This window comes from Thioalkalivibrio sp. (assembly GCF_041690275.1).
In the GTDB taxonomy this organism is placed as follows: Bacteria; Pseudomonadota; Gammaproteobacteria; order Ectothiorhodospirales; family Ectothiorhodospiraceae; genus Thioalkalivibrio.
This window is the reverse complement of sequence record NZ_JAWLHP010000022.1, coordinates 21,641-45,613: the sequence shown is the minus strand read 5'-3', so window position 1 is coordinate 45,613 and position 23,973 is coordinate 21,641. Positions and strand designations below refer to the sequence as shown.

The window sequence follows — 23,973 nt, the reverse complement described above, 5'->3', positions numbered from 1 at the left end:
TGGAGTCCCCAGTGGGAGCGGCTTCCAGCCGCGATCGGGCAGGGCGCCACCGGAAGGCATCGCGGCCGGAGGCCGCTCCCACGAACCCTGCTCCCACCCGGAGGCGCCGCATTCGCGCCCCGGGCACCGCGCAATCCCACGCCGCACCGATGCAGCCCGCGTTGGACCCGCTATCGGTGCTCGCGTACACTGGCTGCATCCCGAGTACCCATCCGCTCGCCTCTGCATGCAGCGGTGAGCCGCGCGCAAGCCAACACCCCGGAGGTCGCCGTGTCTGTGCCCGCTGTGCTCGTTCTCGAAGACGGAACGGTGTTTCATGGAAAGTCGGTCGGAGCCCGGGGTGAGACGGTCGGCGAGGTCGTCTTCAACACGGCGATGACCGGCTATCAGGAGATCCTGACCGACCCCTCCTACGCCCGGCAGATCGTGACCCTCACCTACCCGCACATCGGCAACGTCGGGGCGACATCCGAGGACGACGAGTCGGCGCGGGTGCACGCGGCGGGCCTGATCGTGCGCGACGTTCCGCCGCTGGTCAGCAACTGGCGCAGCCGCGAATCCCTGCCGGACTTCCTGATGCGGCACGGCGTCACCGCGATCGCCGGGATCGACACCCGCAAGCTCACCCGTGTGCTGCGCGAGAAGGGCGCGCAGAGCGGCTGCGTGATGGCCGGCGAGGTCGATGTCGACCGCGCGCTCGCGCTCGCGCGCGGGTTTCCCGGGATCAAGGGAATGGACCTGGCGCGGGAGGTCAGCACCAAGACCCGCTACGAGTGGGTGGAGGGCACCTGGAACATCGATGGCCCGCCGGTGCGACTGAATCCCGCCGAGGCCGAGTTTCACGTGGTCGCCTACGACTTCGGCATGAAGCAGAACATCCTGCGCCGGCTGGTGGACCGGGGCTGCCGGGTCACGGTGGTGCCGGCCGAGACCCCGGCGGAAGACGCGCTGGAACTGGAACCGGACGGGATCTTCCTGTCCAACGGGCCGGGTGACCCCGAGCCCTGCGACTACGCGATCGCCACGGTCCGCAAGTTCTGCGAACAGAAGCGGCCGGTCTTCGGCATCTGTCTCGGTCACCAGCTGCTCGGGCTCGCCAGCGGCGCGAGCACGGTGAAGATGAAGTTCGGTCATCACGGGGCGAACCATCCCATCCAGGATCTGCGCAGCGGGCGGGTGATGATCTCCAGTCAGAACCACGGTTTCGCGGTGGACGAACTGAACCTGCCGGAGTGGCTCGAGGCGACCCACCGTTCGCTGTTCGACGGTACCCTGCAGGGGATCGCGCGCAACGACTGTCCGGCCTTCAGTTTCCAGGGACACCCCGAGGCCAGCCCCGGTCCCCACGATGTCTCCCCCGCCTTCGACGAGTTCATCGCCTCGATGCGTGCCGCGCGCCGCTGAACCGCCGCCTCCCGTCGCATACGAATCCGATTCCGGAGCCCCCTCCCCATGCCCAAGCGTAACGACATCCAGAGCGTACTGATCCTCGGCGCCGGGCCGATCGTGATCGGCCAGGCCTGCGAGTTCGACTACTCCGGCGCCCAGGCCTGCAAGGCCCTGCGCGAGGAGGGCTTCCGGGTGATCCTGGTGAACTCGAATCCGGCCACCATCATGACCGATCCGGAGACGGCCGACGCGGTATACATCGAGCCGGTCGAGTGGAGTGTGGTGGCCCGCATCATCGAGAAGGAACGTCCCGATGTGCTGCTGCCCACCATGGGCGGCCAGACCGCGCTGAACTGCGCGCTGGACCTGGTCCACAACGGCGTCCTCGAGAAGTTCGGCGTCGAGATGATCGGCGCCAACGAGGACGCGATCGACATGGCCGAGGATCGCGAGCGCTTCCGCGAGGCGATGACCGAGATCGGTCTGGCGACGCCGACGGCCTTCATCGCGCACACCTGGGAGGACGCGCAGCGGGTTCAGCCCGACATCGGCTTTCCGGTGATCATCCGCCCCTCCTTCACGCTCGGGGGCTCCGGCGGGGGCATCGCCTACAACCGCGAGGAGTTCGAGGAGATCGTGAAGGGCGGCCTCGACCTGTCGCCGACCAACGAGGTGCTGCTGGAAGAGTCGGTGCTGGGCTGGAAGGAGTTCGAGATGGAGGTGGTCCGCGACAAGGCGGACAACTGCATCATCATCTGCTCCATCGAGAACTTCGACCCGATGGGCGTGCACACCGGCGACTCGATCACCGTCGCCCCCGCGCAGACGCTCACCGACAAGGAATATCAGATCATGCGCGACGCGTCCCTCGCGGTGCTGCGCAAGATCGGTGTGGAGACCGGCGGGTCGAACGTGCAGTTCGCGGTGAATCCGGACGATGGCCGGCTGATCGTGATCGAGATGAACCCCCGGGTCTCCCGTTCCTCCGCGCTGGCGTCCAAGGCCACCGGCTTTCCGATCGCGAAGGTCGCGGCGAAACTGGCCGTGGGTTACACGCTGGACGAACTGCGCAACGAGATCACCGGCGGGCTGACCCCGGCCTCCTTCGAGCCGTCGATCGACTACGTGGTCACCAAGATCCCGCGCTTCACCTTCGAGAAGTTCCCGCAGGCCGAGGCGCGCCTGACCACGCAGATGAAGTCGGTCGGCGAGGTGATGGCCATCGGCCGCACCTTCCAGGAGTCCCTGCAGAAGGCGCTGCGCGGCCTGGAGATCGGGGTCGACGGCCTCGACGAGAAGGTGGATCCGAAGGCCGACGACGTGGCCGAGCGGCTGCGCGTGCTGCTCGCGAATCCCGGTCCCGAGCGGGTGTTCAATGTCGCGGACGGCTTCCGTGCCGGTTTCAGCATCGAGGAGGTCTTCGGGCTGACCGCGATCGACCGCTGGTTCCTGGCGCAGGTGCACGAGCTGATCCAGATCGAGGGCACCCTGGGAGACCGCCTGCTGAATGACCTGAGCGCGGAGGAGCTGTTCGAGCTGAAGCGCCGCGGCTTCTCGGACCGGCGGCTGGCCCGCCTGCTGCACGAGACCGAGAAGGCGGTGCGCAAGCACCGTCATGCGCTGGGCATCCGCCCGGTGTACAAGCGCGTGGACACCTGCGCGGCGGAATTCGCGACCACCACGGCCTACATGTACTCGACCTACGAGGAAGAGAACGAGGCGGATCCCACCGGGCGCGAGAAGATCATGGTGCTCGGCGGAGGGCCGAACCGCATCGGGCAGGGCATCGAGTTCGACTACTGCTGCGTGCACGCGGCGCTGGCGATGCGCGAGGACGGTTACGAAACCATCATGGTCAACTGCAACCCCGAGACCGTCTCCACCGACTATGACACCTCGGACCGTCTGTACTTCGAGCCGCTGACCCTCGAGGACGTGCTCGAGGTGGTCGCATTGGAGCAGCCGAAGGGCGTGATCGTGCAGTACGGCGGACAGACACCCCTGAAGCTCGCGCGCGATCTCGAGGCCGCGGGCGTGCCGATCATCGGGACCTCTCCGGATTCGATCGACCTCGCCGAGGACCGGGAGCGCTTCCAGCAGCTGCTGAACAAGCTGGGGCTCCGGCAGCCGCCGAACCGCACCGCGCGCAGCGAGGACGAGGCGGAGCGGCTCGCGGCCGAGATCGGCTATCCGCTGGTGGTGCGCCCATCCTACGTGCTCGGGGGGCGGGCGATGGAGATCGTGCGCGACGAGGAGGACCTGCGTCGCTACATGCGCGACGCGGTCTCCGTGTCCAACGATGCGCCGGTGCTTCTGGACCGCTTTCTCGACGACGCGATCGAGGTGGACGTGGACGCGGTCTGCGACGGCCGGGAGGTCTTCCTGGGCGGCATCATGGAGCACATCGAACAGGCAGGCGTGCACTCGGGCGACTCCGCCTGCTCGCTGCCGCCGTTCTCGCTTTCCGACCAGGTACAGGACGAGCTGGCGGAGCAGGTCCGGCGCATGGCGCTGGGGCTGAAGGTCGTCGGGCTGATGAATACGCAGTTCGCGATCAAGGGCGACGACATCTACGTGCTGGAGGTCAACCCGCGCGCCTCGCGCACGGTACCCTTCGTGTCCAAGGTGGTGGGCCTGCCGCTCGCGAAGATCGGGGCGCGGTGCATGGCCGGAGCCAGCCTGGAGTCGATGCAGCTGCGCAAGCCGGTCCGGCCCGACTACTACGGGGTGAAGGAGGCGGTCTTCCCCTTCGCCAAGTTCCTGGGCGTCGATCCGATCCTCGGGCCGGAGATGAAGTCCACCGGCGAGGTGATGGGCGTCGGACGCAGCTTCGCGGAGGCCTTCGCGAAGAGCCAGCTGGGGGCCGGCGTGCGCCTGCCGGCACGCGGGAAGGCCTTCGTCTCGGTGCGCGAGATCGACAAGCGTCCCGATCTGGTCACGGTGGCCCGCCGTCTGGTCGAGCTGGGCTTCGAGGTCCTCGCGACCCGCGGCACCGCGGCCTTTCTGAAGGAACAGGGGGTCGTGGAGGTAACCGTGGTGAACAAGGTCACCGAGGGCCGGCCGCACATCGTGGACATGATCAAGAATGACGAGATCAACTTCATCGTGAACACCGTCGAGGGCAAGCAGGCCACCTCCGATTCGTTCACGATCCGGCGCGAGGCCCTGATGCACAAGGTCGGCTACACCACGACCATTGCCGGGGCGCTGGCCACGGTGCAGGCCCTGGATCACCTCGGGTTCGAGAATGTCTTCTGCCTGCAGGACCTCCACGCGGAGAACCTGGAACGGAGCGAGGTCTGATGGCCAAGACCCCGCTGACCGTCTCGGGCGCCGAGAAGCTGAAGGAGGAACTGCGACGGCTGAAGGGCGAGGACCGGCCGCGCGTGGTCAGCGCGATCGCCGAGGCGCGGGCGCACGGCGACCTGAAGGAGAACGCCGAGTATCACGCGGCGCGGGAGCAGCAGAGCTTCATCGAGGGACGGATCCGGGAGATCGAGGGCAAGCTGGCCAACGCGCAGATCGTCGATGTCGCCACGCTGCCGCCGACCGGCAAGGTGGTGTTCGGGGCGACCGTCGACCTCGAGGAGACGGAGAGCGGAAGGCCGCTCACCTATCAGATCGTCGGGGACGACGAGGCCGACATCAAGCTCGGCATGATCTCGGTCAGTTCGCCGATCGCCCGTGCGCTGATCGGAAAGGAGGAGGGCGACATCGTCACGGTGCAGGCCCCGGGCGGCAATATCGAGTACGAGATCGTCGCCGTCCGCTACGTCAGCTGAGCGGCGGACTCCCCGTCAGCGAGATCACCGGCCTCTCCCGGTTGCGCCGGAACACGGTGGCGATGAATCCGACGCGCTGGACCAGCAGCGCACCCGTGTGTTCGCAGATCGCGTCGATGATCTCGGCGCGGACCGCACGGTCGGCGACGCCGATCTTGACCTTTACCAGCTCGTGGTGGTCAAGTGCGCGCTCCAGTTCGGAAAGGACTGGTTCGGTCAGGCCGTTGCGGCCGATGCTCACGATGGGCTTGCGCGGGTGCGCGAGGCTGCGAAGCAGCCGACGCTGCGGCTCGTTCAGATCCACGTACGGTCTACCGCCGATCAAAGACTCGAGTCTAGCACGGCCAGGGGGCGGGCCCGCAAAGCCCGTGCGGAGGGGATGCGGGGTGGCCAAACGCAGCAAATCCAGTCAGCGCTGGCTGAAGGAACACTTCGACGACGCGTTCGTCACACGTGCCCGACAGGAGGGCTACCGCTCGCGCGCAGTCTACAAGCTGGCGGAGATCGATCGGCGCGACCAGCTCCTGCGGCCCGGGCTGAGGGTGGTGGACCTCGGGGCGGCACCCGGGGGGTGGAGTCAGTATGCGGCCGACCGGGTGGGGCCGTCGGGCCGGGTCGTGAGTTCCGACCTGCTGGCCATGGACCCGATTCCCGGGGTCGAGATCGTGCCCGGAGACTTTCGCGAGGAGGCGGTGCTGCGCCGGATCCTGGATGCACTCGGCGACGGGCCCGCCGATCTTGTGCTGTCCGACATTGCCCCCAACCTCTCTGGTGTAGACGCGGTCGATCAGCCCCGGGCGATATATCTTGCGGAACTGGCACTGGACCTGGCAGGCGGGATTTTGAAACCGAATGGTGCTTTTCTCGTCAAAGTGTTCCAGGGACAGGGCTCCGACGATTTTCTGCGCGAACTGCGGCGTCGGTTCCACCGGGTCTCGATCCGCAAACCGGAGGCGTCGCGGCCGCGGTCACGGGAAGTGTATGTATTGGCGCGGGGGCTCCGGGATGTGTAACGTTCGATTTGACGAACCGAAGAATTTCGAGGTGGCGTTTTGAACAGCCTGGTTAAGAATCTTGTGGTCTGGGCCGTGATCGCGGTCGTGCTGATGTCCGTGTTCAACAATTTCAGCCCCGAGCCACAGCAGGAGGCCCGCAGCATGACCTACTCGTCGTTCATCAGCGACGTGAAGGCGGGGCGCATCGAGAGCGTGACGATCGAGGGCAACACGATCCGCGGCACCACGATCGAGGGCCGGTCCTTCCGGACCGAGAGCCCGAACGATCCCGGGCTGATCGGGGACCTGCTTGCGAACAATGTCGAGATCCGGGCACAGGAGCCGCAGCGCCGCTCCCTGGTGATGGATGTGCTGATCAGCTGGTTCCCGATGCTGCTTCTGATCGCGGTCTGGATCTACTTCATGCGGCAGATGCAGGGCGGCGGAGCCGGCGGCCGCGGCGCGATGTCCTTTGGCAAGAGCAAGGCCAAGATGATGTCCGAGGACCAGGTCAAGGTGACCTTCTCGGACGTGGCCGGCTGTGACGAGGCCAAGGAGGAGGTCTCGGAACTCGTGGACTTCCTGCGCGATCCGGCGAGGTTCCAGAAGCTGGGCGGCAAGATCCCGCGCGGCGTGCTGATGGTCGGCTCGCCCGGTACCGGCAAGACCCTGCTGGCGAAGGCGATTGCCGGCGAGGCCCGGGTGCCGTTCTTCACGATTTCGGGTTCCGACTTCGTGGAGATGTTCGTCGGCGTCGGCGCCTCGCGCGTACGCGACATGTTCGAGAACGCGAAGAAGCACGCGCCCTGCATCATCTTCATCGACGAGATCGACGCGGTGGGCCGGCATCGCGGTGCGGGTCTCGGTGGCGGCCACGACGAGCGCGAGCAGACCCTGAACCAGCTGCTGGTCGAGATGGACGGATTCGAGGGCAACGAGGGCGTGATCGTGATCGCGGCCACCAACCGTCCGGACGTGCTCGACCCGGCGCTGCTGCGCCCGGGCCGTTTCGACCGCCAGGTGGTGGTGCCACCGCCGGACGTGCGCGGCCGCGAGCAGATCCTGACCGTGCACATGCGCAAGGTGCCGCTGTCCGATGACGTGAAGCCGTCGCTGATCGCGCGCGGCACGCCCGGATTCTCCGGCGCCGATCTCGCCAATCTGGTCAACGAGGCGGCGCTGTTTGCCGCCCGCGCCGGGAAGCGCACCGTGGACATGGCGGATTTCGAGCGCGCGAAGGACAAGATCATGATGGGTTCCGAGCGCAAGTCCATGGTGATGAGCGAGGACGAGAAGAAGCTCACCGCCTATCACGAGGCCGGGCATGCGATCGTCGGTCGCACCGTGCCGGAGCACGATCCGGTCTACAAGGTGAGTATCATCCCGCGCGGCCGAGCACTCGGCGTGACCATGTTCCTGCCGGAGGAGGACCGCTACAGCCACTCGAAGACCCGGCTCGAGAGCCAGATCGCGAGCCTGTTCGGCGGGCGGATTGCCGAGGAGCTGATCTTCGGTGCCAACCGGGTGACCACCGGCGCGTCCAACGACATCGAGCGTGCGACGATGATCGCCCGGAACATGGTGACCAAGTGGGGCCTGTCCGACCGGCTCGGCCCGCTGACCTACAGCGAGGACGAGGGCGAGGTCTTCCTCGGCCGGCAGGTCACGCAGACCAAGCAGATGTCGGACGAGACCGCTCACGCGATCGACGAGGAGGTTCGCCGCATCATCGACAGCAGTTACGAGCGGGCGAAGAAGATCCTGACGGACAACCTGGACAAGCTGCACGGGATGGCCGGTGCGCTGGTCAAGTACGAGACCATCGACGAGCCGCAGATCACCGACATCATGGAGGGTCGGGAGCCGCGTCCGCCGGCGGACTGGAAGGACGACGACGATGCCGGCAAGAAGGGCGGCGACGGCAAGCCGGACGCGGATTCGGACGATCGACCGAAGCCGAACGTGGTCGGCGACCCCGCTCCCCAGCCCTGAGCCGCATCCGGCCGACGGGGCCGCCAGGGCCATCCGGGTCTCGATCCGGGTGGCCCTTTTCGTTGTGGATTCGATTACCATTCCGGGATGAGTGAAGAACCCGTGCTCGACTGCGCCGGGCATCCGTTGCCGCTTGAGCGGCCCGTGGTGATGGGGGTACTGAACGTCACCCCGGATTCCTTCTCCGATGGCGGCCGCCATGCCGGGATGGAGTCGGCGCTCGCGCATGCCCGCGGGATGGTCGCGTCAGGTGCGGGCATCATCGACGTCGGCGGCGAGTCCACGCGTCCCGGTGCCGGGCCGGTGCCGCTGCAGGAAGAGCTGGACCGCGTGATTCCGGTGCTGGAGCGGCTGCGCCGGGAGCTGGACGTGGTGCTTTCGATCGACACCAGCAAGCCGGCCGTGATGCAGGCCGCGCTGGATGCGGGCGCCGGGATGATCAACGACGTGAACGGCCTGCGCGCCCCGGGGGCGATGGAGGTGGTGGCGTCGGGTACCGCGGCCGTCTGCGTGATGCACATGCAGGGCCAGCCGCGTTCCATGCAGGAGCGGCCGCACTACGCCGACGTGGTCGCCGAGGTGGCGGACTTCCTGGTCGGGCAGGCGCAGGCGCTGGTCTCCGGGGGCGTCGCCCGCGAGCGGATCGTGCTCGACCCCGGCTTCGGTTTCGGCAAGGCGCTGGAGCACAACCTGGCGCTGTTCCGGTCCCTGCCCGCGCTTGCGGCGCTCGGGTATCCGCTGCTCGTCGGGGTCTCCCGGAAGTCGATGATCGGAGCGCTGCTCGGGGGCCGGCCCGTCACGGAGCGGCTGGCGGGGAGCGTGACCGCGGCGGTGCTGGCGGCACGCGCCGGCGCCCGCATCCTGCGCGTCCATGACGTGCGCGAAACGGTGGACGCGCTGATGATCCAGCATGCGCTGGAACCGAAACAGCAAGGGGAGGTGTGAAGGGTGGGGAGGTATTTCGGAACCGACGGAATTCGTGGGCGGACCGGCGAGTGGCCGATGACGCCGGACTTCGCGCTGCGCCTGGGACAGGCGGTGGGCGAGGTCCTGGGCCGACACAGCGAGGGGCCGGTGCTGGTGGGCAAGGACACCCGGGTGTCCGGCTACATGTTCGAGTCGGCGCTGGAGGCGGGCCTGTCCGCTGCCGGGGCCGACGTGGCGCTGCTCGGCCCGATGCCGACCCCGGCGGTGGCCTACCTGACGCGCACCTTCCGGGCCTCCGCCGGGGTGGTGATCAGCGCCTCGCACAACCCGTACCAGGACAACGGCTTCAAGTTCTTCACCCCCGGGGGCGACAAGCTGCCGGACGAGCTGGAACAGGCGATCGAGGATCGGCTGGACCAGCCCGCCGGCGCCCTCGACCCGCAACGGCTGGGCAAGGCGGTCCGGATTGCCGACGCGGCCGGGCGCTACATCGAGTTCTGCAAGAGCGCGATACCCGCGCGCTCGGAGCTCCGGGGCCTGCGCATGGTGGTCGACTGTGCGCACGGGGCGACCTACAACGTGACCCCGCAGGTCTTCGACGAACTGGGTGCCGAGGTGGAGACCATCGGCGCCCGCCCGGACGGCTACAACATCAACGACGACCGCGGCGCCCTGTACCCGGAGCAGCTGCGGCTGCGGGTGCTGGCCACCGGCGCGAACCTGGGCATTGCGCTGGACGGGGACGGCGACCGGGTGATCCTGGTCGACGAGACGGGGGAGATCGTCGATGGCGACGAGACCCTCGGGATCCTGGCGCTGTCCGACCAGGCGGAGGGGAATTTCAGGGGCGGCGTGGTCGGTACCCAGATGAGCAACCTCGGCCTGGAGCTGGCCCTGGGAGATGCCGGGATTCCCTTCGTGCGCGCCCGCGTCGGGGACCGCTACGTGCTCGATGAACTGCGCCGCAACGGATGGCATCTCGGCGGAGAGGGATCGGGGCACATCGTCTGCCTGACCCACACCACCACCGGAGACGGCACCGTCGCCGCGCTGCGTGTGGCCCATCTGATGCAGCGCACCGGACGGCCGCTGTCCGAGCTGCGCAAGGTGGTGCACAAGTACCCCCAGGTCCTGGTCAACGTGCCGGTGAGCGGGCAGGCGGCATCGGTGCTCGAGGCGCCGGTCGTGCAGGCCGCGGTGCAGCAGGTCTCCGCCGAGCTGGCCCGGGACGGCCGCGTACTGCTGCGGCCCTCCGGGACCGAGCCCCTGGTCCGGGTGATGGTCGAGGGCACCGACGCCGAGCGGATCGAGGCGGCGGCCCAGCGGATCGCGGACGCGATCCGTGAAGGTCTGGCGTCCGGTCCGGTTGATTTGCACCCGGCGCATCGGTAACATCGCGCGCCTTGTCGAGGACTTCCCTAGGTTGCTGAGATGCGCAAGGCCCTGGTCGCAGGAAACTGGAAGATGAACGGTTCGCTGGCGGCGAACCGCGCGCTTCTCACCGCGCTGGACGATGCGGTGCAGGGCAGCGATGCGGTGGCGGTGGCGGTGTGTCCCCCAGCGGTGTATCTCCGGGACGCCGTGGCGCAGCTCGAGCACAGCCCGATCGCCGTGGGCGGCCAGGACTGCTCGGATGAGGAGTCCGGCGCCTTCACCGGCGAGGTCGCCGCCGGGATGCTGAAGGAGGTTGGCTGCGAGTACGTGATCGTCGGGCACTCGGAGCGCCGCGCGCGTCAGCACGAGGACAGCGCCTGGGTCGCCCGCAAGTTCGCTGCCGCGCAGGCGGCCGGGCTGGTGCCGATCCTCTGCGTCGGCGAGCAGCTGGCGGACCGCGAGGCGGGGCGCACCGAGACGGTGGTGTCGGAACAGCTGGACGCGGTGCTGGACGCGGCCGGCGTCGCGGCCTTCGACCGGGCCGTCGTGGCCTACGAGCCGGTCTGGGCCATTGGCACCGGCCGGACCGCGACCCCCGAACAGGCGGCCGAGGTGCACGCGTTCATCCGCTCCCGGGTGGCAGGGCGCGACCCGGCCGTTGCCGAGGGTCTGCGCATCCTCTACGGGGGCAGCATGAAGGCGGACAACGCGGCCGGGCTGCTCGCGCTGCCCGACATCGACGGCGGACTCATCGGCGGCGCCTCGCTGGACGCCGATGCCTTTGCCGGCATCGTGAACGCGGCCGTCGCGGCCCGGGCGCGGGGCTAGGGATGCTGTACGGCATCCTGCTGGTCATTCAGGTCGTGGTGGCGGTCACGCTGATCGCGCTGATCCTGATGCAGCACGGCAAGGGCGCCGATGCCGGCGCGGCCTTTGGCAGCGGCGCCTCGGCGACCGTGTTCGGCGCACGCGGCTCCGCGAACTTTCTGAGCCGCGGCACGGCGATCCTCGCAGTGGTATTCTTTCTGAACAGCCTGTCGCTCGCCTATCTGGCCGCAACGGAGCCCGAGGCGCGCAGTCTGATCGATCAGATGCAGGAGGAGGAGCGTCAGGAAGAGGTGCGCGACGACGCCATCCCGATGGATCAGATTCCGACCGACGAGCCGATGCCGGGCCGGCCGGACGACGTGCCGCAGTAGGTGGCGGACCGCCGCCTTCCGGCGCGGGCCGGGCTCCAGACCGGAGCGGTCCGCAGACCGTGTTCGCAGATGTGGTGGAATTGGTAGACACGCTATCTTGAGGGGGTAGTGGCGAAAGCCGTGTGGGTTCGAGTCCCACCATCTGCACCATACCTCAGACCCTGCGTATCCTCGCAGCGCCCCGCTATTGAAGAAAATTGTTTCGCTATATCAGTAATTTAGAATAACAAGAGAACTTGACACCGTTTTCAGGCTTCACCTAGACTGCCAGCCCGATGAGAGCGAGGGCGCCGCGGCATCCCGCCTGTTGCACCAGATCTCGCCCAGCACACGGGATTCGCCCGCCGCGCCGTCTGCGCGGCCGGCACCAGGAACCCGCCAACCTCTGGCGGCGTTCGGGAGACGAACATGCTGGAAGGCTATCTGCCGATACTGATTTTCCTGGTCGTCGGGGCCGTCGCCGGTCTCGTGCCCCTGGCCCTGGGCATGGTCGTCGGACCCAGCAAGCCCGATGCCGAAAAGAATTCCCCCTACGAGTGCGGCTTCGAGGCCTTCGAAGACTCCCGCGTGAAATTCGACGTGCGTTTCTATCTCGTCGCGATCCTGTTCATCATCTTCGATCTCGAGATCGCCTTCCTGTTTCCGTGGGCCGTTGCCCTCGGTGACATCGGCGTGTTCGGGCTGCTGGCCATGGCGGTGTTTCTCGCCATCCTCGTGATCGGGTTCATCTACGAGTGGAAGAAGGGGGCCCTGGAATGGGAATAGAAGGCGTTCTGGAAAAAGGCTTCGTCACCACTTCCGCCGACAAGCTGATCAACTGGGCCCGTACCGGCTCGATGTGGCCGATGACCTTCGGGCTTGCCTGCTGCGCGGTGGAGATGATGCACGCCGGTGCCGCACGCTACGACCTGGACCGCTTCGGCATCGTCTTCCGGCCGAGTCCGCGCCAGTCCGACGTGATGATCGTCGCCGGAACCCTGGTCAACAAGATGGCGCCGGCCCTGCGCAAGGTCTACGACCAGATGGCCGAGCCCCGCTGGGTGATCTCGATGGGCTCCTGCGCCAACGGCGGCGGGTACTACCACTACTCCTACGCCGTGGTGCGCGGCTGCGACCGGATCGTGCCCGTCGACGTCTATGTGCCGGGCTGTCCGCCCACCGCCGAGGCGCTCCTCTACGGGATCCTGCAGCTGCAGAACAAGATCCGCCGCACCAACACCATCGCACGCTGATTCGTCCGGGGTAACCGATGTCCGAGAGCAAGAACTGGGTCGACATCCTGCAGGCCGAGCTCGCCGAGCACCTGCAGTCGCTGAGCCTGGACCTTGGCGAGGCGACCGTCGAGGTCCCCGCCGCCGAATGGAAGGCCGTGGCGGAGCGGCTGCGCGACCACCCGGAGCTCGGCTTCGACATGCTGGTGGACCTGTGCGGCGTCGACTACCTCGGGTACGGCCTGACCGAGTGGTCCACCGATGCGGCCTCCACGCAGGGCTTCGGGCGCGGAGTCACGGCCGCGACCTCCGGGCGTTTCACCTTTGACGACGCGCCCGGTGAAGGAAACCGGGAGGAGCCGCGCTTCGCGGTGGTGCTGCATCTGCTCTCCATCGCGCACAACCGGCGCCTGCGCGTGCGGGCCTGGCTGCCGGACGACGAGTTCCCCGAGATCGAGTCGCTCACCGAGGTCTGGGCGAGCGCCAACTGGTTCGAGCGCGAGGCCTTCGACCTGTTCGGCATCCTGTTCACCGGACACCCCGACCTGCGCCGGATCCTCACCGATTACGGATTCGTCGGGCATCCCTTCCGCAAGGACTTCCCGCTGATCGGCCACGTCGAGATGCGCTACGACCCGGAGCAGCAGCGCGTGATCTACCAGCCGGTGTCGATCGAGCCCCGGGTGCTGGTGCCCAAGGTGATCCGCGACGACCACCGCTACCTCGAGGGCGAATCGGCCGGAGAGGAAAACAATGCCTGAGATCCGCAACTTCACCCTGAATTTCGGCCCGCAGCATCCGTCGGCGCACGGCGTCCTGCGGCTGGTGCTGGAGATGGACGGCGAGGTCGTGCAGCGCGCGGATCCCCACATCGGACTGCTGCACCGCGGCACCGAGAAGCTCGCCGAGACCAAGCCGTACAATCAGTCCATCGGCTACATGGACCGGCTGGACTACGTCTCCATGATGTGCAACGAGCACGGCTACGTGCTCGCGATGGAGAAGCTGCTGCAGATCGAGCCGCCGCTGCGCGCCCAGTACATCCGGGTGCTGTTCGACGAGATCACCCGGATCCTGAACCACCTGCTGTGGCTGGGCGCGCACGCGCTGGACATCGGCGCGATGACGGTCTTCCTCTACGCCTTCCGGGAGCGCGAGGACCTGATGGACTGCTACGAGGCGGTCAGCGGTGCCCGGATGCACGCAACCTACTACCGTCCGGGCGGGGTGGCCCGCGATCTGCCCGCGTCGATGCCGAAGTATCAGGCCTCGCGCTGGAAGACCCAGGCGGAGGTGGACGCGCTGAATGCGAACCGCGAGGGTTCGCTGCTGGACTTCATCGAGTCCTTCACCGAGCGCTTCCCGGGTTGCGTGGACGAATACGAGACCCTGCTCACCGAAAACCGGATCTGGAAGCAGCGCACGGTCGGGATCGGCGTGGTCACGCCGGAACGGGCGAAGCAGCTGGGCCTGACCGGACCGATGCTGCGCGGGTCGGGGGTGGAGTGGGATCTGCGCAAGAAGCAGCCCTACGAGGTGTACGACCGGCTCGATTTCGACATCCCGGTCGGGGTGAACGGGGACTGCTACGATCGCTACCTGGTGCGTATCGAGGAAATGCGCCAGTCCAACCGCATCATCCGCCAGTGCATCGACTGGCTGCGGGCCCATCCCGGCCCGGTGCTGCTGGAGAACTACAAGGTCTCCCCGCCGCGGCGCGAGGAGATGAAGGCCGACATGGAGGCCCTGATCCACCACTTCAAGCTGTTCACCGAGGGCTTCTGCCTGCCGAAGGGCGAGGCCTATGCAGCGGTGGAGCATCCGAAGGGCGAGTTCGCGGCCTATCTGGTGTCGGATGGTGCCAACAAGCCGTATCGGCTGAAGATCCGGGCCGCCGGGTTCGTGCACATGTCGGCGCTGGACGAGATGGTTCGCGGCCACATGCTGGCCGACGTGGTCGCGATCATCGGGACCCAGGATCTGGTGTTCGGGGAGGTCGACCGCTGATGTCAGCCCAGAAGAAGGAGGCCCGGCAGGCCCGGCTGAGCGAGCACGTGCGCGAGGAGATCGATACCTGGCTGGCGCGCTATCCCGAGAACCAGCGGCGCTCCGCGGTGCTGGCGGCGCTGCGGGCGGTGCAGCACGAGGAAGGCTACCTCAGCGTCCCGATGATGGACGCGGTGGCGGAGTACCTGCGCATCCCGGCCATGGAGGTCTACGAGGCCGCGTCGTTCTACTCGATGTACGAACTGGCGCCGGTGGGCCGCCATACCATCGCGGTCTGCGACAACATCTCCTGCATGCTGCGCGGTGCGGACCGGATCATCGAGCACCTCGAGACGAAGCTGGGCGTGAAGGTCGGCGAGTCCACGCCCGACGGCAGGTTCTACCTGAAGCGCGAGGAGGAGTGCCTGGCGGCCTGCTGCGGCGCGCCGATGATGCAGGTCGACCACGTGTACCACGAGAATCTGACGCCCGAGCGGGTGGACGAGATCCTCGCCAAGCTGGAGTCCTGAGCCATGGCCAACCGGATCTGCTTTGCAACGCGCCATCTCGACGAGCCCTGGTCGCTGGAGAGCTACCTCAGTGTCGGCGGCTACGAGGCCCTGAAGAAGGTCTTCGGGGAACGCATGCCGCCGGAAGACGTGATCGAGGAGGTGAAGAGGTCGAACCTCCGGGGACGCGGCGGCGCCGGCTTTCCCACCGGGCTGAAGTGGAGCTTCATGCCGCGCAACACGCCCGGGCAGAAGTACATCGTCTGCAACTCGGACGAGTCCGAACCGGGCACCTGCAAGGATCGCGACATCCTGCGCTTCAACCCGCACGCGCTGGTGGAGGGCATGGCCATCGCCGGCTACGCGATCGGGGCGACCGTCGGCTACAACTACATGCGCGGGGAGTTCATGGACGAGGTGAACACCCGCTTCATGACGGCGCTGAAGGAGGCCTATGAGGCCGGTTTCCTCGGCCAGGACATCCTCGGCTCCGGAATCGACTTCGAGCTCTACCCGACGCTCGGCGCCGGCGCCTACATCTGTGGCGAGGAGACCGCGCTGCTGGAGTCCCTGGAGGGCAAGAAGGGGCAGCCGCGCTTCAAGCCGCCGTTCCCGGCGAACTTCGGCCTCTACGGACGGCCCACCACGATCAACAACACGGAATCGCTGGCCTCCATCCCGGCGATCATCCGCAACGGCGGCGAGTGGTTCGCGGAACTCGGCGTGCCGAAGTCGGGCGGCGAGAAGCTGTTCTCCGTGTCCGGACACGTGAACCAGCCCGGCAACTTCGAGATTCCGCTGGGCACGCCCTTCCGTGACCTGCTCGAGATGGCGGGCGGGGTGCTGGACGGGCGGCAGCTGAAGGCGGTGATCCCGGGCGGGTCCTCCGTGCCCGTGGTGCCCGGCGAGGTCATGATGGACGCCGACATGGACTTCGACTCGATCGCGAAGGCGGGCTCCATGCTCGGCTCCGGGGCGGTGATCGTGATGGACGACAGCACCGACATGGTCCAGGTGCTGCGCCGGATCTCGCGGTTCTACTTCTCCGAGTCCTGCGGTCAGTGCACGCCCTGCCGCGAGGGCACCGGCTGGCTCTACCGCATGCTGACCCGGATCGTCGAGGGTCGCGGCCGCCCCGAGGATCTCGAACGGCTGGACGACGTGGCGGCAAAGATCGAGGGACGCACCATCTGCGCGCTGGGTGACGCGGCCGCGATGCCGGTACGCAGCTTCCTGAAGCACTACCGGCACGAGTTCGAACACTACATTGAGCACGGCAAGAGCCCGGTGGCCCAGGCCGCCTGATTGCCCCGGTGCAGGAAACCGCTATGAGCCAGGATCTGGTCACCCTCGAGATCGACGGTCGGACGCTGCAGGCAGCGAAGGGCGCGATGCTGATCGACGTCGCCGATGAGGCGAACATCCTCATCCCGCGTTTCTGCTATCACAAGAAGCTCTCGGTCGCGGCCAACTGCCGCATGTGCCTGGTGGAGGTCGAGAAGGCCCCGAAACCGCTGCCGGCCTGCGCCACGCCGGTGATGGACGGCATGAAGGTATACACGCGCTCGCCGCTGGCGATCGCCGCGCAGAAGAGCACGATGGAGTTCCTGCTGATCAACCATCCGCTCGACTGCCCGATCTGCGACCAGGGCGGCGAGTGCGAACTCCAGGACGTCGCGATGGGCTACGGCGAGAGCGTGTCCCGCTACGCCGAGGCCAAGCGCGTGGTGAAGGACAAGGACATCGGTCCGCTGATCGAGACCGAGATGACGCGCTGCATCCACTGCACCCGCTGCGTGCGCTTCGGCGAGGAGATCGCGGGCGTGCGCGAACTGGGCGCCACCGGCCGCGGCGAGCACCTGCGCATCGGCACCTTCGTCGAGAACACCGTCAGTCACGAGCTGTCGGGCAACGTGATCGATCTCTGCCCGGTCGGCGCGCTGACCGCGAAGCCCTCGCGCTACATGGCGCGGGCATGGGAGTACCGGCAGTCCCCGACGGTCGCCGCGCACGACGGCGTCGGCTCCAACCTCTTCGCGCACGTGTACAACGGGAAGGTGATGCGCGTGGTGCCGCGGGAGAACGAGGCGGTCAACGAGACCTGGATCTCGGATCGGGACCGCTTCAGCTATGCCGGGCTCTACGCGGAAGACCGGCTTACGACCCCGCGGCTGAAGGAGGACGGCCAGTGGCGCGACGCGACCTGGGAAGAGGCGCTGGCGCGCGTTGCCGAGGCGCTGCGTGACACCGCCCCGGAGCGCATCGGGGCCCTGCTCTCGCCGTCGCTGACGCTGGAGGAGTTCTATCTGGCGCAGAAGGTGCTGCGCGGCATTGGTGCACGGGACATCGACCACCGGCTGGAACAGCTGGACTTCCGCGACGATGCGGCCGCGCCCCTGTTTCCCTGGCTGGGCAGCAGCATCGAGGAGGCCGAGCGCGCGGACGCCGTGCTGCTGGTCGGCTGCAATCCGCGCAGGGAACAGCCGATGCTGGCGCACCGCCTGCGCAAGGCGGCCCTGATGGGCGCGCGGATCAGCGCGATCTACCCGCACCGGCTGGATCTGACCTATTCCACCGAGGCCCAGCTGCTGGGCGCCACGCGCAGCCAGGTCCTGGCCCTGGCCGGGGTCGCGGGACAGCTCGTGGCATCGGGCGGCAAGCTGCCGAAGGTGCTCGAAGAGGTGGTGGCCGCCGCCGCCACCGACGACAGCGAGATCCTCGAGGCGCAGCGGCGCATCGCGACCGCACTCACGCAGGGGCACCAGGCCCACGTGCTGCTGGGTGCCGAGGCCATCGCAAGCCCGGCCTTCGCCACCCTCAGGGCGCTGGCGGGCTGGATCGCGCGCAGCACCGGCGCGCGACTGGGCTACGTGAGCCCGGGAGCCAATGCCTCCGGTGCGTGGCTTGCGGGCTGCGTGCCCCACCGGGGGGTGGGCGGTGCGGCGACCGAAGCCGGCGCGGACGCGATGACGATGCTGGAGCAGGGCCGCGACCTCTTCGTGCTCGCGGGCGTCGATCCGGCCCGCGACCTCGCCGATCCCCGGCTCGCGAAGGCCGCCCTGGAACGCGCCGGCCTGGTGGTCGCGGTGGGCGCCTTCGCGGATGCCGAGCTCGAGTCGGTGGCCGATGTGCTGCTGCCGGTCGCAACCAGCTTCGAGACCTCCGGCACCTTCGTGAATTCGGAGGGGCGCTGGCAGAGCTTCCGCGCCGCCGCCACCGCCCCGGGCGAGGCGCGCCCGGGCTGGAAGGTGTGGCGGGTACTCGGTAACCTTCTCGACGTCCGCGGCATGGACTACCTCGACTCGCGCTCGGTGCGCGACGCCGTCAAGCCGCTGCTGCCGGAGGACGGCTTCAGCACGCAGATCGACCTGCGGCTGGTCCAGGTCGAGGTGCCGGAGCCGGTGGAGGGCCTGGTGCGCATGCAGGTGCGCGGCCTCTACTCCGGGGATGCGCTGGCCAGGCGGGCCGACCCGCTGCAGGCGTCGCCCGAGGGACGCCGCGCCGAGGCGGTCTACGTGAATCCTGATTCGGCCGGCGACCACGCCGACGGCAGCATGGTCCGGATCCGTCAGGGCGCGGAGGAGACGGAGCTGAGACTGGTGCTGGACGATGATGTGCCGGCCGGAACGGTGGTGACCGTTGCGGGCGCACCCGCGCTCGCGCGCCTCGGGGCGCCGGGCACCACCGTGACGCTCGCACGGGCCTGACAAGGAAAGACTGATGTTCGACTGGATCATGGAAAGCTTTTACAACCTCCCGGTGGTGATGCAGATCCTGTTCAAGATCACCCTGATCGTGACACCGCTGATGCTGGCCGTGGCCTACACGACCTACGCGGAACGCAAGGTGATCGGCTACATCCAGGTGCGCATCGGACCGAACCGGGTCGGTCCGCGCGGCTGGCTGCAGCCGATCGCGGACGCGTTGAAGCTGCTGACCAAGGAAGTGATCCTGCCGACCAACGCGAACCGCTTCCTGTTCCTGAGCGCGCCCGTTCTCGCGATCGTCCCGGCGCTGGCCGCCTGGGCGGTGATTCCCTTCGACGACGGCATGGTACTGGCGGACGTCAACGCCGGACTGCTCTACCTGCTGGCCCTGACCTCCCTGGGCGTGTACGGGGTGATCATCGCCGGCTGGGCGTCGAACTCGAAGTACGCACTGCTCGGGGCCATGCGCTCGGCGGCGCAGATCGTTGCCTACGAGATCGCGATGGGCTTCGCGCTGGTCGGGGTCATCATGGCCGCGGGAAGCCTGAACGTCGGCGAGATCGTGCGCGCGCAGGAGGGCAGCGTCTACCACTGGTTCCTGCTGCCGCTGCTGCCGCTGTTCTTCGTCTATTTCATCTCGGGCGTGGCCGAGACCAACCGGGCGCCGTTCGACGTCGCCGAGGGCGAATCGGAGATCGTCGCGGGTTTCCACGTCGAGTACTCCGGCATGGCCTTCGCGGTCTTCTTCCTGGCCGAGTACGCGAACATGATCCTGATCTCGGCCCTGGCCGCGCTGCTCTTCCTCGGTGGCTGGCTCTCGCCGTTCCAGGGTATTCTGCCGGAGGGCGTGTTCGCCTGGCCGGCGATCGGCTGGGTGCTCGACTCGGGCATCCACTGGTTCCTGCTCAAGACGGCGTTCTTCCTGTTCCTGTTTCTCTGGTTCCGGGCGACCTTTCCCCGCTACCGCTATGACCAGATCATGCGGCTGGGGTGGAAGGTGCTGATCCCGGTCACCATCGTGTGGCTGTTCGTGCTCGGCGTATTCATCTTCATGGGGCTTGGGCCGTGGTTCGCCTGAGTCGCGGCGCCGGTCGGCGGGAGGTTTTGTCATGACCGCGATCCGAAACTTCTTCAGGACCTTCCTGCTCTGGGAACTGCTGATGGGCATGCGCCTGACCGGGCGCTACCTCTTCGCACGCAAGGTGACCGTGCAGTATCCGGAGGAAAAGACCCCGATGTCGCCGCGCTTCCGCGGTCTGCACGCGCTGCGCCGCTATCCCAACGGCGAGGAGCGCTGCATCGCCTGCAAGCTCTGCGAGGCGGTCTGCCCGGCGCTGGCCATCACCATCGACTCCGAACAGCGGACCGACGGCACCCGGCGCACCACCCGCTACGACATCGACCTGTTCAAGTGCATCTACTGCGGCTTCTGCGAGGAGGCCTGTCCGGTCGATTCGATCGTCGAGACGCACATCTTCGAGTACCACTTCGAGAACCGTGGCGAGCAGATCATGACCAAGGACAAGCTGCTGGCGATCGGGGACCGCTATGAAAAGGAGATCGCGGCCGCCCGTTCGGCGGACGCGGTCTACCGCTGAGCCAGGGATCGACGATGACCTTCGAACTCCTCCTGTTTTACGTCTTCGGCGCGATCCTGCTCGGGGCGGCGCTGGCGTTGATCACGGTGCGCAACCCCGTGTATGCGGCGCTGTTTCTGGTGCTGTGCTTCTTCACCGCCGCGGCGATCTGGCTGCTCGCCGAGGCGGAGTTCCTGGCGATCGTGCTGGTGCTCGTGTATGTCGGCGCGGTGATGGTGCTGTTCCTGTTCGTGGTGATGATGCTGGACATCAACGTGGAGCAGCTGCGCGAGGGCTTCACCGAGTACCTCCCCGCCGGCCTGGTGGTCGCGGCCGCGATGGCAACGGTGCTGACGCTGGTGATCACCCGCTTCATCACCATGGATCCGCCGGAGCCGGCCGGGGCCGATTACGCGAACACGCTCGAGCTCGGCCGGATCCTGTATACCGACTACGTCTATCCGTTCGAGATCGCGGCGGTGATCCTGCTGGTGGCGATCATCGCCGCGATCTCGCTGACCATGCGGCGACGGCCGGACACGAAGTCCATCGACCCGACCGAACAGATGAAGGCGCGCCGCGAGGACCGGGTCCGGCTGGTCTCGATGGAGTCGGAGCCAAGGGAACGCAAGAAGAAAAAGGGCGCTTAGAAGAACGCTGCAGAGGGACCTCGTCACCGCACGTGCGGCACGGGAACCGGGGAGGCATGGCCGGGATCGCGAGCCTGCGGATCGTCGCCGTGCGCCGCGGTCCGCTGGCGGCTCACGGCCGCGCCCTGCGATGACGGACTGAAGCGGCGTTTGTTTGCACAACCAAGCCTGGCGGCCTGCGTGCCGCCCGCGATGAAGACGGGCTCCGGGCGACCGGGCCCTCACAGGGGATTCAGGACCAACTCATGATTACGCTGTCGCACTTTCTGGTGCTCGCCGCGCTGCTGTTCTCGATCAGCGTGGCCGGCATCTTCCTGAACCGGAAGAACGTGATCGTTCTGCTGATGTGCATCGAGCTGATGCTGCTGTCGGTGAACATCAACTTCATCGCCTTCGCGTTCTTCCTGCAGGACCTCGCGGGCCAGGTCTTCGTGTTCTTCATCCTCACCGTCGCCGCGGCGGAGGCGGCGATCGGGCTGGCGATCCTTGTCCTGCTGTTCCGCAATCGGGGCACCATCAACGTCCAGGATCTGGACGCAATGAAGGGGTAGGCCGGGATGGACACCGTATATCTGATTATCGTACTCGCACCGCTGCTGGCCGCGGCGATCGCGGGGCTGTTCGGCCGGCAGATCGGCCGCATCGGCGCCCACAGCGTGACCATCCTCGCTGTCGGGCTCTCCTTCGTGCTGTCGGCCGTGGTCTTCTATCAGCACGTCTTCAACGGGGTGCCCGTCTACAACGAGACCGTCTACACCTGGATGTTCACCGATGGCCTGCACTTCGAGATCGGGTTCCTGGTGGACAACCTGACCGCGCTGATGATGCTGGTGGTCACCTTCGTGTCGCTGATGGTGCACGTCTACACCATCGGCTACATGGCGGACGATCCCGGCTACCAGCGCTTCTTCGCGTACATCTCGCTGTTCACCTTCGCGATGCTGATGCTGGTGATGGCGAACAACTTCCTGCAGCTGTTCTTCGGCTGGGAGGCGGTCGGTCTCGTCTCCTACCTGCTGATCGGGTTCTGGTACAAGCGCCCGACCGCGACCTACGCGAACATGAAGGCCTTCATCGTGAACCGGGTTGGCGACTTCGGCTTCCTGATCGGGATTGCGACGCTGGTCTTCTACGCCGGCAGCCTGAACTACACCGAGGTCTTCGCAGAGGCGGAGGCGATGCGCGACGCGGTCATCACCATCTGGCCGGGCTGGACCTTCGGCCTGCTGGACCTCGCGCTGATCTTCCTGTTCATCGGCGCGATGGGCAAATCCGCGCAGGTGCCGCTGCACGTGTGGCTGCCCGATTCCATGGAGGGCCCCACCCCGATCTCGGCCCTGATCCACGCGGCGACGATGGTGACCGCGGGCATCTTCATGGTCGCGCGCATGTCGCCGCTGTACGAGTACTCGGTGGCCGCCTTGTCCTTCATCCTGGTGATCGGTGCGATCACGGCCTTCTTCATGGGCCTGATCGGGCTGGTGCAGAACGACATCAAGCGGGTGGTCGCCTACTCCACGCTCTCGCAGCTCGGCTACATGACCGTGGCCCTGGGGGCCTCCGCCTACGCGGCGGCGGTATTCCACCTGATGACCCACGCCTTCTTCAAGGCGCTGCTGTTCCTGGCCGCGGGCTCGGTGATCATCGCGATGCACCACCTGCAGGACATGCGCGCGATGGGCGGCCTGCGTCGGTACATGCCGGTCACCTACGCGACCGCGCTGATCGGTTCCCTCGCGCTGATCGGCTTCCCGTTCTTCTCCGGTTTCTTTTCCAAGGACGCGATCATCGAGGCGGTCGGGTACTCGCAGACCCCCGGGGCGACCTTCGCCTACTGGCTGGTGCTGCTCGGGGTGTTCGTGACCGCGCTGTACACCTTCCGCATGTTCTTCCTCGTGTTCCACGGCGAGGAACGCTTTGATCAGGCGCACAAGTACATGCCGGATCATGGCGATGACCATCACGACGAGCACGGTGACGAGCACCACCACGACCACGGCCCGCTGAAGCCGAAGGAGTCGCCGTGGGTGGTCACCGTGCCGCTGGTGCTGCTGGCGATCCCGTCGGTGGTGGCGGGCTACTTCATCGGCCCGATCCTGTTCGGTGACTTCTTCGCCGACAGCCTGTTCGTGCTCGAGGAACAGGACGTGCTGGCCCAGAAGGGCAAGGGCTACACCGGCGTGCTCGCGTTCGTGCTGCATGGCCTGATGCTGCCGGCCTTCTGGCTGGCCATGGCCGGCCTGGTCAGCGCATGGTATCTGTACATCAGGCGGCCGGACCTGCCGGGCGTGATTGCGCACCGGCTGCGGCTCGGCGTGCGCATCCTCGAGGCGAAGTACGGCTTCGACACCTTCAATGACCGGGTCCTGGCCGGCGGATCGCGCCGTCTCGGCCACTGGCTGTGGCGCTACGGGGATGTCTTCGCGATCGACGGGGTGCTGGTCAACGGCACCGCGCGTTCGGTGGGCTGGATCGCCGCCCGCGCGCGCTCGATCCAGACCGGTTTTCTCTACCACTATGCCTTCGTGATGATCATCGGCCTGCTGGTCCTGATCTTCGCCTTCGTGATCTGAATGCCTGCCGTGATATCGATCGTACGAACCACCGCCTCGGGACCGCAGCAGCGCGCCGCCGACCGCTCCCCGGCGCACCGGGCGCCGGGGCCGACAGGCCTG

At 67.3% G+C, this 23,973-nt stretch carries 22 protein-coding genes and 1 tRNA gene; 22 read left to right on the top strand and 1 reads right to left on the bottom strand.

Features of this window, described 5'->3' with window-relative positions:
• Positions 1 to 270: 270 nt before the first annotated feature.
• The 3 genes from carA to greA are packed head-to-tail and all read left to right on the top strand — an operon-like array spanning position 271 to position 5,171.
• Positions 271 to 1,404 carry a glutamine-hydrolyzing carbamoyl-phosphate synthase small subunit gene (carA, locus tag ACESMN_RS06020; RefSeq protein WP_373052695.1) on the top strand — a complete coding sequence of 378 codons (1,134 nt, stop codon included), beginning with the start codon at positions 271 to 273 and terminating at the stop codon, positions 1,402 to 1,404.
• A gap of 48 nt (positions 1,405 to 1,452) precedes the next feature.
• On the top strand, positions 1,453 to 4,692 hold the full coding sequence (gene carB / locus ACESMN_RS06015) for a carbamoyl-phosphate synthase large subunit (protein ID WP_373052694.1): 3,240 nt from the start codon (positions 1,453 to 1,455) through the stop codon (positions 4,690 to 4,692).
• Positions 4,692 to 5,171, top strand: a complete 480-nt coding sequence (gene greA, locus ACESMN_RS06010; protein WP_373052693.1) for a transcription elongation factor GreA — start codon at positions 4,692 to 4,694, stop codon at positions 5,169 to 5,171. Before carB ends, greA begins: the two co-directional genes overlap by 1 nt.
• Here the strand turns inward: greA and yhbY are convergent.
• Positions 5,164 to 5,475, bottom strand: a complete 312-nt coding sequence (yhbY, locus tag ACESMN_RS06005) for a ribosome assembly RNA-binding protein YhbY (protein WP_373052692.1) — start codon at positions 5,473 to 5,475, stop codon at positions 5,164 to 5,166. The genes greA and yhbY overlap by 8 nt on opposite strands.
• An 82-nt stretch (positions 5,476 to 5,557) precedes the next feature.
• On the opposite strand from yhbY, the gene rlmE reads away from it, so the two are divergent.
• The 19 genes from rlmE to nuoL all read left to right on the top strand — a co-directional run bounded on the left by rlmE (position 5,558) and on the right by nuoL (position 23,871).
• Positions 5,558 to 6,184 carry a 23S rRNA (uridine(2552)-2'-O)-methyltransferase RlmE gene (gene rlmE / locus ACESMN_RS06000; protein ID WP_373052691.1) on the top strand — a complete coding sequence of 209 codons (627 nt, stop codon included), beginning with the start codon at positions 5,558 to 5,560 and terminating at the stop codon, positions 6,182 to 6,184.
• Positions 6,185 to 6,223: 39 nt separating this feature from the next.
• A complete protein-coding gene (ftsH, locus tag ACESMN_RS05995) occupies positions 6,224 to 8,158 on the top strand; it encodes an ATP-dependent zinc metalloprotease FtsH (protein WP_373052690.1) in 1,935 nt (644 codons plus the stop codon).
• Between the two features lie 87 nt (positions 8,159 to 8,245).
• On the top strand, positions 8,246 to 9,103 hold the full coding sequence (gene folP, locus ACESMN_RS05990) for a dihydropteroate synthase (RefSeq protein ID WP_373052689.1): 858 nt from the start codon (positions 8,246 to 8,248) through the stop codon (positions 9,101 to 9,103).
• 3 nt (positions 9,104 to 9,106) lie between these two features.
• Positions 9,107 to 10,477: a phosphoglucosamine mutase gene (gene glmM / locus ACESMN_RS05985; RefSeq protein ID WP_373052688.1), complete on the top strand. Its 1,371-nt coding sequence runs from the start codon at positions 9,107 to 9,109 to the stop codon at positions 10,475 to 10,477.
• A gap of 39 nt (positions 10,478 to 10,516) precedes the next feature.
• Positions 10,517 to 11,287, top strand: a complete 771-nt coding sequence (gene tpiA / locus ACESMN_RS05980; RefSeq protein WP_373052687.1) for a triose-phosphate isomerase — start codon at positions 10,517 to 10,519, stop codon at positions 11,285 to 11,287.
• 2 nt (positions 11,288 to 11,289) lie between these two features.
• On the top strand, positions 11,290 to 11,658 hold the full coding sequence (secG, locus tag ACESMN_RS05975; protein ID WP_373052686.1) for a preprotein translocase subunit SecG: 369 nt from the start codon (positions 11,290 to 11,292) through the stop codon (positions 11,656 to 11,658).
• Positions 11,659 to 11,723: 65 nt separating this feature from the next.
• Positions 11,724 to 11,808, top strand: a tRNA-Leu gene (locus ACESMN_RS05970).
• A gap of 258 nt (positions 11,809 to 12,066) precedes the next feature.
• Positions 12,067 to 12,423: an NADH-quinone oxidoreductase subunit A gene (locus ACESMN_RS05965; protein WP_373052685.1), complete on the top strand. Its 357-nt coding sequence runs from the start codon at positions 12,067 to 12,069 to the stop codon at positions 12,421 to 12,423.
• Positions 12,414 to 12,890, top strand: a complete 477-nt coding sequence (locus ACESMN_RS05960) for a NuoB/complex I 20 kDa subunit family protein (RefSeq protein WP_373052684.1) — start codon at positions 12,414 to 12,416, stop codon at positions 12,888 to 12,890. Before ACESMN_RS05965 ends, ACESMN_RS05960 begins: the two co-directional genes overlap by 10 nt.
• A gap of 17 nt (positions 12,891 to 12,907) precedes the next feature.
• Positions 12,908 to 13,630, top strand: a complete 723-nt coding sequence (locus tag ACESMN_RS05955) for an NADH-quinone oxidoreductase subunit C (protein WP_373052683.1) — start codon at positions 12,908 to 12,910, stop codon at positions 13,628 to 13,630.
• Positions 13,623 to 14,876 (top strand): NADH-quinone oxidoreductase subunit D, encoded by a 1,254-nt coding sequence (locus ACESMN_RS05950; protein ID WP_373052682.1) that lies wholly within the window; start codon positions 13,623 to 13,625, stop codon positions 14,874 to 14,876. Before ACESMN_RS05955 ends, ACESMN_RS05950 begins: the two co-directional genes overlap by 8 nt.
• Positions 14,876 to 15,385 (top strand): NADH-quinone oxidoreductase subunit NuoE, encoded by a 510-nt coding sequence (gene nuoE, locus ACESMN_RS05945; RefSeq protein ID WP_373052681.1) that lies wholly within the window; start codon positions 14,876 to 14,878, stop codon positions 15,383 to 15,385. The genes ACESMN_RS05950 and nuoE overlap by 1 nt, the downstream gene beginning before the upstream one ends.
• A 3-nt stretch (positions 15,386 to 15,388) precedes the next feature.
• Positions 15,389 to 16,669 (top strand): NADH-quinone oxidoreductase subunit NuoF, encoded by a 1,281-nt coding sequence (nuoF, locus tag ACESMN_RS05940; RefSeq protein WP_373052680.1) that lies wholly within the window; start codon positions 15,389 to 15,391, stop codon positions 16,667 to 16,669.
• A 23-nt stretch (positions 16,670 to 16,692) separates the two neighbouring features.
• Positions 16,693 to 19,071 (top strand): NADH-quinone oxidoreductase subunit NuoG, encoded by a 2,379-nt coding sequence (nuoG, locus tag ACESMN_RS05935; RefSeq protein ID WP_373052679.1) that lies wholly within the window; start codon positions 16,693 to 16,695, stop codon positions 19,069 to 19,071.
• Between the two features lie 13 nt (positions 19,072 to 19,084).
• Entirely contained in the window at positions 19,085 to 20,149 is a 1,065-nt protein-coding gene (nuoH, locus tag ACESMN_RS05930; protein ID WP_373052678.1) for an NADH-quinone oxidoreductase subunit NuoH, read from the top strand.
• A 31-nt stretch (positions 20,150 to 20,180) separates the two neighbouring features.
• Positions 20,181 to 20,669: an NADH-quinone oxidoreductase subunit NuoI gene (gene nuoI / locus ACESMN_RS05925; RefSeq protein ID WP_373052677.1), complete on the top strand. Its 489-nt coding sequence runs from the start codon at positions 20,181 to 20,183 to the stop codon at positions 20,667 to 20,669.
• Between the two features lie 14 nt (positions 20,670 to 20,683).
• Positions 20,684 to 21,298 carry an NADH-quinone oxidoreductase subunit J gene (locus ACESMN_RS05920; protein ID WP_373052676.1) on the top strand — a complete coding sequence of 205 codons (615 nt, stop codon included), beginning with the start codon at positions 20,684 to 20,686 and terminating at the stop codon, positions 21,296 to 21,298.
• A gap of 245 nt (positions 21,299 to 21,543) precedes the next feature.
• Positions 21,544 to 21,849, top strand: coding sequence for an NADH-quinone oxidoreductase subunit NuoK (nuoK, locus tag ACESMN_RS05915; RefSeq protein ID WP_373052675.1), 306 nt, complete (start codon positions 21,544 to 21,546; stop codon positions 21,847 to 21,849).
• A 6-nt stretch (positions 21,850 to 21,855) separates the two neighbouring features.
• On the top strand, positions 21,856 to 23,871 hold the full coding sequence (nuoL, locus tag ACESMN_RS05910) for an NADH-quinone oxidoreductase subunit L (protein ID WP_373052674.1): 2,016 nt from the start codon (positions 21,856 to 21,858) through the stop codon (positions 23,869 to 23,871).
• Positions 23,872 to 23,973 lie beyond the last annotated feature (102 nt).

Excerpts from the sequence above, each read along its gene's own strand:
- carB (WP_373052694.1), top strand. The coding sequence starts at position 1,453 with ATGCCCAAGCGTAACGACATCCAGAGCGTACTGATCCTCGGCGCCGGG.
- ACESMN_RS05960 (WP_373052684.1), top strand. The coding sequence starts at position 12,414 with ATGGGAATAGAAGGCGTTCTGGAAAAAGGCTTCGTCACCACTTCCGCC.
- ACESMN_RS05950 (WP_373052682.1), top strand. The coding sequence starts at position 13,623 with ATGCCTGAGATCCGCAACTTCACCCTGAATTTCGGCCCGCAGCATCCG.
- folP (WP_373052689.1), top strand. The coding sequence starts at position 8,246 with ATGAGTGAAGAACCCGTGCTCGACTGCGCCGGGCATCCGTTGCCGCTT.
- nuoG (WP_373052679.1), top strand. The coding sequence starts at position 16,693 with ATGAGCCAGGATCTGGTCACCCTCGAGATCGACGGTCGGACGCTGCAG.
- nuoH (WP_373052678.1), top strand. The coding sequence starts at position 19,085 with ATGTTCGACTGGATCATGGAAAGCTTTTACAACCTCCCGGTGGTGATG.
- ACESMN_RS05920 (WP_373052676.1), top strand. The coding sequence starts at position 20,684 with ATGACCTTCGAACTCCTCCTGTTTTACGTCTTCGGCGCGATCCTGCTC.
- ACESMN_RS05955 (WP_373052683.1), top strand. The coding sequence starts at position 12,908 with ATGTCCGAGAGCAAGAACTGGGTCGACATCCTGCAGGCCGAGCTCGCC.
- tpiA (WP_373052687.1), top strand. The coding sequence starts at position 10,517 with ATGCGCAAGGCCCTGGTCGCAGGAAACTGGAAGATGAACGGTTCGCTG.
- nuoK (WP_373052675.1), top strand. The coding sequence starts at position 21,544 with ATGATTACGCTGTCGCACTTTCTGGTGCTCGCCGCGCTGCTGTTCTCG.
- ACESMN_RS05965 (WP_373052685.1), top strand. The coding sequence starts at position 12,067 with ATGCTGGAAGGCTATCTGCCGATACTGATTTTCCTGGTCGTCGGGGCC.
- nuoI (WP_373052677.1), top strand. The coding sequence starts at position 20,181 with ATGACCGCGATCCGAAACTTCTTCAGGACCTTCCTGCTCTGGGAACTG.
- nuoL (WP_373052674.1), top strand. The coding sequence starts at position 21,856 with ATGGACACCGTATATCTGATTATCGTACTCGCACCGCTGCTGGCCGCG.
- nuoE (WP_373052681.1), top strand. The coding sequence starts at position 14,876 with ATGTCAGCCCAGAAGAAGGAGGCCCGGCAGGCCCGGCTGAGCGAGCAC.
- secG (WP_373052686.1), top strand. The coding sequence starts at position 11,290 with ATGCTGTACGGCATCCTGCTGGTCATTCAGGTCGTGGTGGCGGTCACG.
- nuoF (WP_373052680.1), top strand. The coding sequence starts at position 15,389 with ATGGCCAACCGGATCTGCTTTGCAACGCGCCATCTCGACGAGCCCTGG.
- greA (WP_373052693.1), top strand. The coding sequence starts at position 4,692 with ATGGCCAAGACCCCGCTGACCGTCTCGGGCGCCGAGAAGCTGAAGGAG.